The organism is Ensifer sp. Root31, assembly GCF_001424825.1.
Lineage (GTDB): Bacteria > Pseudomonadota > Alphaproteobacteria > Rhizobiales > Rhizobiaceae > Ensifer > Ensifer canadensis.
This window is the reverse complement of sequence record NZ_LMCO01000012.1, coordinates 251659-265734: the sequence shown is the minus strand read 5'-3', so window position 1 is coordinate 265734 and position 14076 is coordinate 251659. Positions and strand designations below refer to the sequence as shown.

10 protein-coding genes and 1 pseudogene are annotated in these 14076 nt (G+C 59.5%); 5 read left to right on the top strand and 6 right to left on the bottom strand.

From position 1 onward, the window contains the following. Positions 1 to 31: 31 nt before the first annotated feature. The 6 genes and pseudogenes from ASD00_RS13145 to ASD00_RS13120 form a co-directional block, all read right to left on the bottom strand. Positions 32 to 380, bottom strand: a pseudogene (locus ASD00_RS13145) (VOC family protein). 382 nt (positions 381 to 762) lie between these two features. Continuing rightward, positions 763 to 2361 (bottom strand): ABC transporter substrate-binding protein, encoded by a 1599-nt coding sequence (locus ASD00_RS13140; RefSeq protein WP_057207030.1) that lies wholly within the window; start codon positions 2359 to 2361, stop codon positions 763 to 765. Positions 2362 to 2449: 88 nt separating this feature from the next. Continuing rightward, positions 2450 to 3079 carry an SGNH/GDSL hydrolase family protein gene (locus tag ASD00_RS13135; RefSeq protein ID WP_025430415.1) on the bottom strand — a complete coding sequence of 210 codons (630 nt, stop codon included), beginning with the start codon at positions 3077 to 3079 and terminating at the stop codon, positions 2450 to 2452. 18 nt (positions 3080 to 3097) lie between these two features. Beyond that, entirely contained in the window at positions 3098 to 4246 is a 1149-nt protein-coding gene (locus tag ASD00_RS13130) for a mandelate racemase family protein (RefSeq protein WP_025430416.1), read from the bottom strand. Between the two features lie 688 nt (positions 4247 to 4934). Next, positions 4935 to 5606 carry an iron-sulfur cluster repair di-iron protein gene (ric, locus tag ASD00_RS13125; RefSeq protein WP_348272065.1) on the bottom strand — a complete coding sequence of 224 codons (672 nt, stop codon included), beginning with the start codon at positions 5604 to 5606 and terminating at the stop codon, positions 4935 to 4937. 98 nt (positions 5607 to 5704) lie between these two features. Beyond that, positions 5705 to 6565 (bottom strand): ferritin family protein, encoded by an 861-nt coding sequence (locus ASD00_RS13120; protein WP_225906217.1) that lies wholly within the window; start codon positions 6563 to 6565, stop codon positions 5705 to 5707. Between the two features lie 197 nt (positions 6566 to 6762). Between ASD00_RS13120 and ASD00_RS13115 the strand changes: the two genes are divergently transcribed. From ASD00_RS13115 to ASD00_RS13095, 5 genes are read left to right on the top strand one after another with little or no spacing between them, the layout of a single operon-like run. Next, the gene (locus tag ASD00_RS13115) at positions 6763 to 9021 is read left to right on the top strand and encodes a NosR/NirI family protein (protein WP_057207025.1); all 2259 of its coding nucleotides are present in this window, start codon (positions 6763 to 6765) and stop codon (positions 9019 to 9021) included. Between the two features lie 23 nt (positions 9022 to 9044). Then, positions 9045 to 10964, top strand: a complete 1920-nt coding sequence (gene nosZ / locus ASD00_RS13110) for a TAT-dependent nitrous-oxide reductase (protein ID WP_025430420.1) — start codon at positions 9045 to 9047, stop codon at positions 10962 to 10964. After that, the gene (locus tag ASD00_RS13105; protein ID WP_025430421.1) at positions 10964 to 12334 is read left to right on the top strand and encodes a nitrous oxide reductase family maturation protein NosD; all 1371 of its coding nucleotides are present in this window, start codon (positions 10964 to 10966) and stop codon (positions 12332 to 12334) included. The genes nosZ and ASD00_RS13105 overlap by 1 nt, the downstream gene beginning before the upstream one ends. Beyond that, entirely contained in the window at positions 12331 to 13242 is a 912-nt protein-coding gene (locus ASD00_RS13100) for an ABC transporter ATP-binding protein (protein ID WP_025430422.1), read from the top strand. Before ASD00_RS13105 ends, ASD00_RS13100 begins: the two co-directional genes overlap by 4 nt. After that, positions 13239 to 14066, top strand: coding sequence for an ABC transporter permease (locus ASD00_RS13095; RefSeq protein WP_057207023.1), 828 nt, complete (start codon positions 13239 to 13241; stop codon positions 14064 to 14066). Before ASD00_RS13100 ends, ASD00_RS13095 begins: the two co-directional genes overlap by 4 nt. Positions 14067 to 14076: the final 10 nt, after the last annotated feature.

Genomic DNA, 14076 nt, shown 5'->3' with positions numbered 1-14076 from the left:
CACCGAGCATGGAATGGCGGGTTGTTCGCCATCACTCCTTCGTTGGTTCCCAGAGCTCGATCGGATTGCCCTCGGGATCGTGGATCCGGGCAAAGCGACCGACTTCCGAGTTCCACTCGGCTCGCGTTTCCACCGCGATCCCGCTCGCCGTGAGGTTTGAAATGAGCCCTTCCAGATCATCTACCCTGAAATTGATCATCCATTGTTGTTCTCTTCGTCCCAAATAGTCGGTGTTCTCAGAGAAGGGCCCAAAAATTGTCATTCCTGCCTCTTGCTGCCACACGGACTTGTGCAGGTCATCAACACCAATACCATTCGGCCAGCCCAGCCGGGTCCGCTGCCCTGAAGAACACACCGCCTATTCCAACGACCTTTGGCATGAGCCCCCCTTGGCTTGAGGGAGGACAATTCCGGCGAAGGGGCTCACCTGCAACCTAAAGGTCAAGCTCGACGTGACGTCCGCAAGGTTGCAGAACATCGGTTACCTTTTAGTACTGCTGAGTCTGGAACATCGCCTCGGATGGAAAAGCGTGTCCTGGCGTCATTGCTTGCCGATGGATGTCGGGCGGCTCCCGACAGGTAAAAAGGCGCCCCATCGGGCCACTCCGGCCCGTGGGAAAACCACTTGCATGGGGGAGATGCTTGTCCGTCGAGCAACGCCACACCTCTGGAGCCATTATGGGGCCAAACCTCATTGAAACGCGAGAAAGGCGCGTGCCAGCACGCGCCTTTTGGTTTTGGAGAATGAGACGGGTGGTGGTATCAGCGCTCCTTGGTCACGCCCTCGAAACGTGAAAGCCACGGACTGACGATCATACCCTTGACGTCGCTGCGATAGGCCGCAGTGTCGACAACTTCGGAGAAGGGCTGGATCGACATCACCGCCTCATCCATGTAGGCCTGCACGCCTTCATAGAGCTTGGCCTGCTTGGCGGGATCGCGCTCGACCAGTGCTTCCTCGATCAGCTTGTTCAGCTTCTCGTCGTAGAAGCTGGTGCGCCAGCTCTGGTAGTTGGTCAGCTTCGCCTCGTCGGAATTGTCAGGATTGTAGGCGATGGAGCGCAGGTTGTTGTCCGGATGCGGCTGCTGACCGCCGCCGCCGCGGCCGACCAGCAATTCGAAGTTTCTCTCCCGCATTGCGCCGTAAATCTGGTCACCCGAACCGCTGATGAGCTCCGCCTGGATGCCGGCCTGGCCGAGCGTGTTCTGGATCGCCGTCGCCGCCTTCATGAACGGATCTTCGGACAGGACCCGCAGCGTGGTGCTGAAACCGTTCGGATAGCCGGCTTCGGCGAGCAACGCCTTTGCCTTTTCCACGTCCAACTTGTAGCCCTCGTCCGGAAGGGCGCCGAGCACGCCGGACGACAACGGACGCTGATGCAGCTTGCCGTAATAGGGCATGACCGCCTTGTCGAGGCCTTCATAGTCGATGAGGTAGCGCAGCGCCTCGCGGACCTTCTTGTTGGCAAAACGCTCATCCTTCATCGAAACGCTGAGGTAGTAGAAACCTGAACCCGGCGTCGATTCGATGACAATCGCCTTGTCGGCCTCCAGCGATTTGAGGTCCGGTGCCTGCAGAGAATAGGCGACGTCTATGTCGCCTTTTTCCAACAGCAGCCGCTGCGACTGGGATTCCGGCAAGTGGCGCATCAACACGCGCTTCATCGCGGCCTTTTCACCCCAATAGTCATCGTTGCGTGTGAGGATGATGTATTCGTTCGACTTCCACTGCGTCAGTGTAAAGGGACCTGAACCAGCGGAATTCAGCGTCAGCCAACCAGCACCGAGGTCGCCGTCCTTCTCGTTCTCGAGCGCGACCTTGCTGTCCAGAATGGAGCCAGGGCCATTCTGCGCAAGGATCATCAGCAACAGGTTCGGGTCGTCGGGCTTCTGCAGATGAATCACGAAGGTGTGGTCGTCTTCAGCGACCAACGCCTTGTCGGCATTCTCAAGCGTGAAGCCACGCGACTTGAGGAAAGATGACTGCGCCAGGTTGCGGGCAAGCAGCCGCTTCAGGCTCCAGGCGACGTCGCCGGCCGTGACAGGATTGCCCGAAGCAAATTTTGCATCGCCGCGCAGGTGGAAGCGGATCGACTTGCGATCCTCGGCGATCTCCCAGCGTTCGGCGAGGCGAGGCTGAACGCTACGGTCTTGCGGCGAAAGGACGACCAAAGTGTCATAGATGTTGTTGAGCACCTGTACGGTCTCGCGGCCGGTAATGGCAGCGGGATCCAGCGTCAGGATGTTGCTCATGGTCGTGGCGACGACCAATTGGTCGGCCGGTGTCTCGGCGAACACGCCAATCGGCGAGGCTGTGGTGAGCAGCACGCCGAGGGCGGCCGTTGCAAAAAAGTGTCTCATGCTTCCTCCTTTTGCGGCCGTCCATGCGGATTTCGGCCTACCAGTTTCATGATCCGCCTGCCTGCTCCTCCGCAGGTGTTGGGACGGATCAGCCAAGAATTGCGCCGACGGGCGCGGCGAGCGCCCGGCCAACGGCTGCGGTCGCCGCGGCTTCCAGATGCACACCATCGACCTGTGATCCACGGGCAACCGCGCCGGCATCGAAGAACGCGTGCCCGAGTTCGCAGGCGAGTTTGTGGTAAAGCGGGGCAAGCCGCTCGGATTCTGCTACGCTTCTGCCAGCCGCCGGGTGTCCATCTGGACCGGGCGAACAGGGTGGTGGCGCAACGATCAGAAGCTTCGGTTTCGCGCCACTCGGCTTGTACGGAAATGTGTCCACGATCTGCGCCAGGCGGCGCATGCCGGAAACTGCACCCTCCGCACGACCTCCGTGCACCGGCTTGATATCATTGGTCCCAAGCATGATGATCACGAGATCGAGCGGCATATGGCTGGCAAGCGCCACTTCCAACGCCTTGGCGCCATTGCGACACGCGGGCCCGGCATGATCGTCATAGCAGGTGGTGCGGCCACCGAGCCCTTCCGATATGATCGCCGCCGCGTCACCAAGTTCCCGGTCGAGAACCTCGGGCCAGCGGCCCTCGGGCGGATGACGCAGCCCAGTTGCAGGGTCCGCCCCCCAGGTCAGGCTGTCGCCAAAGGCGAGAACTGTCTTCATTGCCCAATCACCTCACTGTCATCGCGCGCGGTTGTTGTCGATGAAGTCGAAATCGATATCCTCGCCGAGCCCGGGGCGATCAGGCACGTGGACGTAGCCGTCCCCATCCATCGGGTCGGAAAGTGACTTCAGATAATCGTGGCCATCATCATATTCGAGGAACGGGTGCAGCAGGCCGCGTTCGTACCAGCGGCAGTTTTTGGTGGCGGCGACCACATGCAGGTTCATCGCAGTGTTGCCGTGCACCTCGCATTCCATGCCGAAAGCTTCAGCGAGATGCATGGTCTTGAGCGCAGGGGTTATGCCGCCGACGTCGTTGACGCCGGTGCGAAGTATGTCGCAGGCACCGGCCTTGATCCACTCGGCGCGATGCCAATGCTTGCCCGCGGCACTTTCCGGCCCGACCACAGGAATGTCGAGATTGTCGGCAAGCCACTTGTAGGAAGACAGCGACTGCTCGTCCATCGGCTCCTCGATCCAGTCGAAGCCGAGCTTTTCCAAGCCCCGCCCAAGTTCGAGCGCATCCGTACGGGAATACCAGTGGAAGGCGTCGATCATCAGACGGATATCCGGACCCACCGCTTCGCGCACGGCAGCACAGGCCTTGATATCCATCTTAACATCCGGCGCCCAACTGACCGGCGGCATCCAGGTGTGTAGTTTGATGCCCTTGTAGCCGCGCTTGACCAGCGTTTCGCCAAAACGGCCGTAATCGTCCGGCGTCGCCAGGCCGCCGTCCAGTTCATCGCCGCACATGATGGAGCCATAGGCCAGTACCTTGTCGCGGTAAGCGCCGATCAACTTGTATACAGGTTGGTTGAGCGTCCTGCCTGCAAGATCCCACAGCGCACAATCGACAGCCGCAAGCGTGCGATCGGTGAGCTGCGCGGCTGAGCCCCGCTGCCAGTGGGCGAGGTCCTGCCACAGCTTTTCTCGATCACGATGGTCCTTGCCGATAAGAACCTTCTTCACGAACTTATCGATCAGGTGCGGACGAACAATTTCCGGCGCGGTGAAGGAGTGCCCTTCATGGCCGTCTTCCGTGCGAATGGTCAGAATTGCCTGCTCCACCTGATGCGGCCGGCCTGGATGCGCGTGGCCAGCACTGTCCGAATGGCGGCGCGTGGTCGTGCGGAAGACTCGCACATCGACGTCGGTGATGATCATTGTTCCTCCGGTATGCGAAAGTGGCCGGCTCCCCGCACCATTCTGTATGACACATACTTAGACAGATCATCACAGCTTTGTCAAATCTGTATGACAGATTATTAAAAATGACGGACAGGTTCGCCCGATGCCGTACGGCCAGCGGCGAGAATACTGGCCCCCGGCGGCAAGTTCGCAACGAACGTTGGCCATTTGAGACGAGGCTCAAATGATCCGAGTTCAGTTGCAGTTGTGAGAGAGTTCGGTCCGGTAGCCGGTAGAAGAGATATCTCAAAGAAAGCGGAAGAAAACCGAGACGTAATCGGTCGAGCGACCCAAAGGTATTGCGATCACCAGCTGTTTTCGCAATTTACGCCGCTCAATGCCGGCAACCCCTGCTTCAAAGATCGCTCATGCTGCCGTTTCCAGCAGATCCATTTTGCGCGTTTGATACAGTCATCCCGACCGCGGAGAATTGCACTTGGCGAGCTTGTGAAACAATACACCGAGCCCTGCCAGTTGCCTGGAATTTAATGCAACGGGAGCCAGAGGAAACCAAAGTCTCCGGTTCGTTAGGACCGGTCCACCCGACACCTCAACCAGAACTGCCGCCCCGCCCGGTAGAGCGAGGCAGAGCGACAACGAATTCGCAACGATAACAGCGCCACGCCGATATCGGTCGCGACCATCTGTCCACCGATGGAAGATGTCATGACGGAGACGCTACGTCCTCAACGCTGGAAAAGCGCGGAAACAAAACCTTGTTTTCCAGATGCATATGCGTGACCAAGTCCTCGGAAAACTTTTGAAGACCGACGTAAAGAGCCGTCCAGGATCGGCAGGCGCCGTCTGGAAGTGCAAACCCGTGGGTGAGATGCTCGATGGTGGCTAGGCTTTGGCCTTCGCACGCATGATCGTCTCGCATTCTGCCTATCAAGTGCTCGATATCGGGGTCCGGCTCGTGGCGCATCATCGGAAAGAGGGCGAGTTCCTCGCGGGCCATGTGGGGGATCAGTTGGTCTTGAAGGTCGACAAGCGCCTTCGCAAGGCCCATCGGCGCGCTGCTATGGGCGGCGTGAACGTGTTCCACTTTCTGCGCAAGCGGGATCAGCCATTCGAGGTCGTTTCGGTGTGTCTGGTGATATCGCTCCAGAATATGAGCGATAAGCTCGTTGGTGCCGTCCGGCGCATCGCGCCTTGCAGCTTGCTCGAGTGCCCGAAGGCGGTCAAGCAGGTCGCTCGCCACAACTCCGGCATCGGCCGCCGCATCACCAAGCGAGACATCGCCATCGCAGCAAAAACCGATTCCATGCTGTCTGAAGAGTTCGGCTGCACCCGGAAGTTCGCATGCAATCGTCCCGACGGTGGCGTCCAAGTTCAAGTTCAATTCCGTCAATGTGCTCTCCTCAATGCCCGGAAGGTTATGTCAGGAGAGACGTTGCGGTAGTTCGGCCGATCGTTCTTTGTCGAAACGCAAGTTCATTGTGGCGAGGTCGCAAGCGTTGCCGCATTCTTCTTCGCTCTGCCACGGAGGGCCTGCAAACAATCGATCGTGGCTGCTGCAAAGGTCTGCGCGCGTTGCCGCAGACCATCGTCGCCCTCACGCTCGGACAGGTCGAGATAACGCTCAAGCAGGAACTCGCAGAGCACCATCGCCGAAATCGTGCCCCCCTCAGGCAGTGGCGCTAAACCCAAGGGGGCGGCGAAGGGAACATCGATCATCTGGCGGGCTCTTTGCCGGGCATCAGTTGAAAGGGACGACCATGACGCGGTGCCCTCTGCCCTTGCATCGCCTGCGTTCATTTCCAGCCAATCGGCAAGCTGCGTTTCAACCGCCGCCAGGTCGTCAGCAACGATTAATCGATGGCTCCGCAGGTCGTGAAACGCTGTTCGCCTGGCTTTGCGCAGGATGCGGACATGGCCGAGTTCCTCCAGCGCCATGCGTTCTGCTGCCTGTCTGATTTCGGTGGAAGCCGCATCCGCCGCCACATAGCTCCAAAGCATGAACGCCTGCTCCTCGTTGCGCACGGCGACTGAAAAAGCCCTGTAGGCGTTGAGCAGTTCCGGGGCCACGATAAGCGCATCCCCATCGTCAAACATACCTGCATTGTCTGTCGCGGCGAAAATCCGTGCCGGACCTACAGGTGGGTTCGCCTCTTCAATCCAAGCGGAAACCATATCGAGATGTCCGCGCTCATCAGCTGCAAGCCCTTCGAACAGATCCGCTAGATCGGCTCGATTTTCGCGGCGCATGCGTTTTGCGAGCATGACGTAGCCGTCGATGGCTTCGCGCTCAAGCCTGACGGCAAGTTCAAGAAGTTCCCCAAGCGTTGCGACCAACGGCGGATCGATCCTGAGTGTCGGCATGACGGCTCCTTCGCTTGCGCTATGCGACTGTTTTACAGGAACAAACGCACCTCCGTTTGTTGCAGCGCAAAGAAGGTGATCGGACTTTGCGTAGGTTGCCGGTCAATTCGCCGGAAACAAGGATGCCCGCCAAACCGAGCAGCCAGTCTGTCGGGACGGAACGACAAGAAATGCGCAACAACAACAAAAACCGCCACCGTCTCCGCTTGCTCTGCATGATGCTCGCGACGCTCCTTGTTTTGCTTGGAGCACACGGCTCCTATGCCGCCGGCGGGCTCGATGACTATCTTTCAAAGATAGTGCCCGCCGAGCTCTTTGCGGGTGCAGATCGCTTCGGCGCCACTGTCGGCGAACCACCGATCGCGCCGGTGTTTCGGGGTACCGAACTGCTCGGCTATGCCTATCTCAACTCGGATTTCACCAGCGCTATAGGCTACTCCGGCAAGCCCATTCACATCGCCGTCGGCATCGATCCAAACGGCATCGTCAAGGGGATCAAACTTGTCGATCACAAGGAACCGATCGTCCTGATCGGCATTCCGGAACGCAAGGTCGTCGCCGCCTTGAACGCCATCATCGGCCGCGACCTCGGTCGCGTTGCGAGGGGACAGGAGCGACCGCCACAGGTCGATATCGTCAGCGGCGCGACCGTCACCGTTCTGGTCATGGGCGACAGTGTTGTTCGTTCGGCCGTTCGCCTGATCCGCAGCAATCGCCTTGGTACCAAGGCGAGCGTCGCCCAAGAGCCTGCGCCTCCCGTCCGCAAGCTCGATCCGGCAATGAACGAGACGGCCGACTGGCAGAGCCTGCTCGGCGACGGCTCGATCCGCAGCCTTAGAATGACGGTCGGCGAAGTGTCGGATGCATTTCGCCAGGCCAATCAAACGACAGCGGCAGAACGGCCGGAAACGGTAACGCCCAACGACCGCTTCATCGACCTTTACACAGCGCCCGTGAGCGTTCCGGCCATCGGCAAAAGCCTGCTCGGTGAGGAAGGCTACGGTCGCCTTGTCAAACGCCTTAAACCCGGTCAGAGCGCATTGCTCGTCGCGGGCGATGGAGCCTACTCCTTCAAGGGTTCGGGCTATGTGCGCGGCGGCATCTTCGATCGGATTGAATTGCTCCAGGACGGCCAGGGCATGCGGTTTCGCGACCGCGACCACATGCGCCTGACATCGCTTGCAGCGCAAGGTGCGCCTCATCTTCGCGAGATCGCCCTTTTTGTCGTGTCGCCCGACTTCGCCTTCGATGTCACGGCACCATGGGAGGTACAACTTCTGGTGCAGCGAAGCGCCGGTGGGCGAGACAAGGCGACATTGCCTTTCAACCTCGGCTATGCCCTGCCACAGAAGTATCTGGTTGCCGACACGCACCCGCTCGAGGTCAGCCCTTCTGACGGCACAGCGCCAATTGTTAGCGAGGAAGCAGACGGCCAACCACTGTGGGTCAGCATCTGGCAGATGAACCGTGTCTCGGTCGCCCTCACCGCAACGGCACTTGTGTTTCTGACTGCGATCTTCTTCTTCCAGGACTGGCTCGTCCGACGCCCCATTCTGTTTGCCTGGATCCGCCGCGGTTTCCTTGTCTATGCACTTGTCTGGCTCGGCTGGTACGCCAATGCGCAGCTTTCAGTGGTCAATGTCCTGACGTTCACAAACGCCTTGATCACCGGTTTCCGCTGGGAGTTCTTCCTGTCGGCACCCCTCATCTTTTTGCTGTGGGCCGCCGTGGCGGCAGGACTTCTATTTTGGGGGCGTGGTCCGTTTTGCGGCTGGCTGTGCCCCTTCGGCGCCCTTCAGGAACTGACCAACGACATCGCGAAGTGGCTCAAGGTACCGCAGATCAAGGTTCCTTGGGGCCTTCACGAGCGTCTCTGGCCGATCAAGTACATCGTTTTTCTCGGCCTTTTCGGTCTGTCCTTCTATTCACTGGCGCTCGCCGAAGTCTTTGCCGAAGTCGAGCCCTTCAAGACCGCGATCGTCCTTAAGTTCGCCCGTGAATGGCCCTTCGTCGTCTTTGCACTGACGCTGTTGGCGGCCGGTCTTTTTATCGAGCGCTTCTACTGCCGTTACCTTTGCCCGCTGGGGGCAGCCCTCGCCATTCCAGGACGCATCCGCATGTTCGAATGGCTAAAGCGTTGGCCCGAATGCGGCTCGCCCTGCCAGCGCTGTGCCAAGGAATGTCCGGTTCAGTCGATCCACCCTGAAGGGCAGATCAATGTCAACGAGTGCATCTACTGCATGCACTGCCAGGAACTCTACCAGGACGATACGCGCTGTCCGCACATGATCCAGGTCCGGCTCAAGAGAGAAAAGTTTCAGGCCCTTTCGACCCCCACATCGCGAGGCGAAGCGCCAAGCAGGACGGCGGTTACGCACAAGGGAAAACCGATCGTGCGCGACGAGCCGCCGCCAGCCACACCCATCTGAAATCCACACAAGGAGAAATCGAAATGGCAACAGAAGACAAAGCAGTGCGCCTCAATCGACGTCAGCTTCTCGGCACGACAGCCGCGGCGGCCGTCGCCGGGGCGGCAGGTGTTGGTGGGGCGCTTGCCCTGTCCGGCACAACCGCATCACCGGCATTCGCTCAAGGCACAGGCGGCTTGCCCTTCGAGGTAAAGCCAGGCGAGCTCGATGAATACTATGTCTTCTTCTCCGGCGGACACAGCGGCGAACTGCGCATTCTCGGATTGCCATCCATGCGCGAGCTGATGCGTATCCCGGTCTTCAATCGCGACAGCGCCACCGGCTGGGGCCAGACCAATGAAAGCCGCAAGGTGCTCACCGAAGGACTTTTGCCCGAAACGAAAGCATATCTGGAAGACAAGGGCGGCATCTATCTCAATGGCGACCTGCATCATCCGCACCCCTCATTCACGGAGGGAACCTATGACGGGCGCTACCTGTTTGCCAACGACAAGGCAAATACCCGCGTCTGCCGCATTCGCCTCGACGTGATGCGCTGCGACAAGATCATCCAATTGCCGAACCAGCATACGGTTCACGGTCTGCGCGTACAGAAATATCCCAAGACGGGCTATGTCTTCTGCAACGGTGAGGACCGTGTACCAGTGCCGAACGACGGCTCGGTTCTCGACGATCACAAGCAGTATCACGCCATATTCACCGCCGTGGACGGCGAGACCATGAAGGTCGCCTGGCAGGTCATGATCGACGGCAACCTCGACAATGTCGATGCCGACTACCAGGGCAAATATGCCTTCGCCACCTGCTACAATTCCGAAGAGGGCGTCAATCTTGCGGAGATGATGGCCAAGGACCAGGATTGGGTGGTTGTCTTTGACCTCAAGCGGATCGAGGAGGCCGTCGCAAAGGGCGAATTCAAGGAGATGGGCGGCGTCCCCGTCCTCGATGGTCGCCACGGCTCACCCTATACGCGCTACATCCCCGTATCGAACGGACCGCATGGAATGAACACTGCGCCTGACGGTATTCACATCGTCGCCAACGGCAAGCTCTCGCCCACTGTTACGGTCATGGATGTGCGCAAATTCGACGACCTTTTCGCCGACAAGATCAAGCCGAGGGACACCGTTGTTGCCGAGCCGGAGCTTGGTCTCGGGCCGCTGCACACGGCCTATGACGGCAAGGGCAATGCCTATACCACGCTGTTCATCGACAGCCAGATCTGCAAGTGGAACATCGACGACGCCAAACGAGCCTTTGCCGGCGAAAAGGTAGACCCGATCCGCCAGAAGCTTGATGTCCACTACCAGCCCGGACACAACCACACGTCCATGGGACAGACAAAAGACGCCGATGGCAAATGGCTGATCTCGCTGAACAAGTTCTCCAAGGACCGCTATTTGAACGTCGGTCCGTTGAAGCCGGAAAACGATCAGCTGATCGACATTTCGGGCGACCAGATGGTTCTGGTGCACGATAATCCGACCTTCGCCGAGCCGCATGACGCGACGATCGTCCACAATTCCAAGATCAATCCGGTGAGCGTCTGGAGCCGGGACGATGTCTTCTTTGCCGATGCCGTGGCTCAGGCAAAGAAGGACGGTATCGATCTTTTGATTGATTCCGAAGTCATTCGGGATGGCGACAAAGTGCGTGTCTACATGACTTCGGCCGCACCGGCCTTTGGCCTCGAAAGCTTCACGGTCAAGCAGGGCGACGAAGTGACCGTCTACATCACCAACATCGATGAGGTGGAGGATCTGACGCACGGCTTCTCGATCATCAACTATGGCATCAATATGGAAGTGGCGCCCCAGGCGACAGCCTCCGTCACATTCCGCGCCGATAAGCCCGGCGTGTGGTGGTATTACTGCTCCTGGTTCTGCCATGCGATGCACATGGAAATGAAGGGCCGCATGCTCGTCGAGCCGAAGAAGGCCTGATGCACGCGCGCACTCTCATGCTCGGTGTTTCGATGGCGGCGCTCTGCGCCGCCATCGGCACCGCTTGCGCTGCGACGATCCGTGTCGACGCTGATGCCAGGCTGCAAGATGTCATCGAAGCCGCAACGCCCGGCGACACGCTCATATTGCCACCGGCGCGCTTTCTGGGGCCAGTTACGATCGACAGCGCGATCTCGCTGATCGGCGAGCCTGGCGCGACCATTCTCGGTAGTGGCAAGGGCAGCGTCGTCACCATCAACGCCGCTGACACGATCCTGCGCGGGCTTCGGATCGAGGGTTCGGGCAGCAACCTTGAAACCATGGACTCCGGTGTTTTCGTTGCCGCGACGGCAAAAGGTGCATCCGTTGAAGACAACGAGATCATCGGCAATCTCTATGGCATCTACCTGCATGGCGCCGCCCGATCCCTGGCGCGCGGCAATCGCATTGTCGGGACGAAGGACAGGCGCTTCAGCGAAACCGGCAACGGCGTCACGGTCTGGAACGCTCCCGGGGCACGTGTCATCGACAACACTATCAGCTTCGGACGCGATGGGATCGCGACCAACGCCAGCAAACGCAACGTGTTCAACGGGAACAGGTTTGAGAACCTGCGCTTTGCCATCCACTACATGTACACCAACGACAGCGAGATCAGCGGCAACATCTCCACCGGCAATTCTGTCGGCTACGCCATCATGTTTTCAAGCCGCCTGAAGATCATCGGAAATGTCTCGGACGGCGATCGCGATCACGGCCTGCTCCTCAACTACGCCAACAGCTCCAAGATCACCGGAAACGTCGTACGCGGGCGGCTTCAGAATTCCGACCGTTGGATGGCGAACGGTGGAGCCAAGGAAAAACCCGAACACGGGCTGCCGGCCGCGCAAGACACGTTTGCCGAGGGGACGGCCGTCCGATTGGGGCCGGAAAAATGCGTCTTCATCTACAACGCCAACAAGAACCGCTTCCGCGGCAATGTCTTTGAGGGCTGCTCGATCGGCATTCACTTCACGGCGGGCTCGGAGGGCAATGCACTGTCCGACAATGCCTTCATCAACAATCGAAACCAGGTCAAATATGTCGGCGCCCGGTATCTCGACTGGTCCGAAAATGGCCGCGGCAATTACTGGAGCGACAATCCGGCCTTCGATCTCAATGGTGACGGGGTCGGCGACAATCCCTACCGGCCGAACGACTTGATCGACCGGGTACTTTGGACCGCACCGCAGGCCAAGGTTCTGATCACAAGCCCGGCCGTTCAAGTCATTCGCTTTGCCCAGTCGCGCTTTCCGGCGCTGTTGCCGGGCGGCGTAATCGACAGCCATCCCCTGATGATGCGCCCGGACGACGAGGACCAGCAACCATGACACCTACGGTGAGCGTCACCAATGCAGGCAAGAACTATGGCAAGACGGAGGCTCTTCGAGACGTCTCGTTTGAGCTGGGTGCCGGTGAAACGATCGCCCTTGTCGGCCATAACGGCGCCGGCAAGACGACCTTGATCAAACTGATGCTCGGCCTTATCCGACCGACGACGGGCCGGGTCAGCGTCCTTGGCGAAGACCCGGCCTCAGGCGATTTCGGCGTTCGCGCAAGACTTGGCTATCTGCCTGAGAGCGTGTCCTTTCACCTCGCCCTGACCGGTCGGGAAACGCTTGCCTTTTATGCCCGCCTGAAGCGCGCTGACACGACCACTGCGACCGAACTTTTCGATCGCGTCGGCCTTTCCAGGGCGGCAGTTGACCGGCCGGTGCGAACCTATTCGAAGGGGATGCGCCAGCGTCTCGGCTTGGCCCAGGCTCTGCTTGGCGACCCACATGTCCTGCTTCTCGACGAACCCACGAGCGGGCTTGACCCGGCGCTGAGGCACAATTTTTACGAACTCATCGAGGCCTTGCGCGCCAAGGGAACGACGATCCTGCTTTCGTCGCACGCGCTGACGGAACTCGAGGGACGTGCCGATCGCGTCATCATCGTCAACGGTGGCAACAAGATCGCAGACGGCACCCTCGATGATCTTCGCAAGCTTGCAAGGCTGCCAACCCGCATTCGCGTGACCACCAAGGCTGGAAAGTCGCTTGAGGAGGAAATCGCGGGCCAGGTCGTCAAACACCACGACGGCGATCTGGAAATAGAGGTCAGGCAGGAGGACAAGCTCGCCGTCCTGCACCGTTTGAGCGCCGCCGCATTGGGGATTGCAAACCTCGTCGTCCTGGAGCCGACCCTCGACGAACTCTACGCACACTTCCTTCAGGGTCAAAAGGATAGCCGATGAACAACATCATGATCATTGCGCGCAAGGAGATCCAGGAGGGCATGCGCAACCGCTGGGTCGTGGCGACGACCCTTCTGCTGGCGGCTCTGGCGCTCACCTTGTCGTTCCTCGGTAGTGTGCCGACAGGCAATGTCGGTGCCAGCCGGCTTGATATTGTCGTCGTCAGCCTCTCGAGCCTGACCATTTTTCTTGTTCCGCTCATCGCGCTCCTGCTCTCGCACGATGCGATCGTCGGCGAAACCGAGCGTGGCACGATGTTGTTGTTGCTCAGTTATCCCATCGGCCGCAGGCAGATTCTCATTGGGAAGTTTACAGGTCACCTGACGATCCTGCTGTTTGCAACGCTTTGCGGCTATGGCGCTGCCGCCGTTGCACTTGCAGTCGTCGATGGCAACATAGCGCGCTCAAGCTGGCTTGCTTTCGCCTCCATGATCGGCTCGTCCGTCCTGTTGGGCGCGGTCTTCATCGCGATCGGCTACCTCGCAAGCACCGTTGCCAGCGAACGCAGCACTGCTGGCGGCATCGCAATCGCGGTGTGGCTGTTTTTCGTTCTGATCTATGACATGGCCCTGCTCGGGGCGCTTGTGGCAGGGCAAGGCCAGGCACTGCCGGCGGGCCTGCTCGATACCTTGCTGCTGCTCAATCCGACCGACGCCTATCGACTGCTCAATCTGGGCTCGGGCGACGCAGCGTCGCTGTCGGGGATGGGTGGCGTGGCCGAGCAATCGGCACTCGGCAAGACCGGGCTCATCCTGGCGCTGGTGTCATGGACATTTGCGCCGCTTGCGGTAGCCACTGCGATATTCTCAAGGAGAGAGCTATGAAAACGCGCAA

Coding starts and splice junctions, on each gene's coding strand:
- ASD00_RS13100 (WP_025430422.1), top strand. CDS start 12,331: ATGACACCTACGGTGAGCGTCACCAATGCAGGCAAGAACTATGGCAAG.
- ASD00_RS13130 (WP_025430416.1), bottom strand. CDS start 4,246: ATGATCATCACCGACGTCGATGTGCGAGTCTTCCGCACGACCACGCGC.
- nosZ (WP_025430420.1), top strand. CDS start 9,045: ATGGCAACAGAAGACAAAGCAGTGCGCCTCAATCGACGTCAGCTTCTC.
- ASD00_RS13105 (WP_025430421.1), top strand. CDS start 10,964: ATGCACGCGCGCACTCTCATGCTCGGTGTTTCGATGGCGGCGCTCTGC.
- ASD00_RS13095 (WP_057207023.1), top strand. CDS start 13,239: ATGAACAACATCATGATCATTGCGCGCAAGGAGATCCAGGAGGGCATG.
- ASD00_RS13140 (WP_057207030.1), bottom strand. CDS start 2,361: ATGAGACACTTTTTTGCAACGGCCGCCCTCGGCGTGCTGCTCACCACA.
- ASD00_RS13115 (WP_057207025.1), top strand. CDS start 6,763: ATGCGCAACAACAACAAAAACCGCCACCGTCTCCGCTTGCTCTGCATG.
- ASD00_RS13135 (WP_025430415.1), bottom strand. CDS start 3,079: ATGAAGACAGTTCTCGCCTTTGGCGACAGCCTGACCTGGGGGGCGGAC.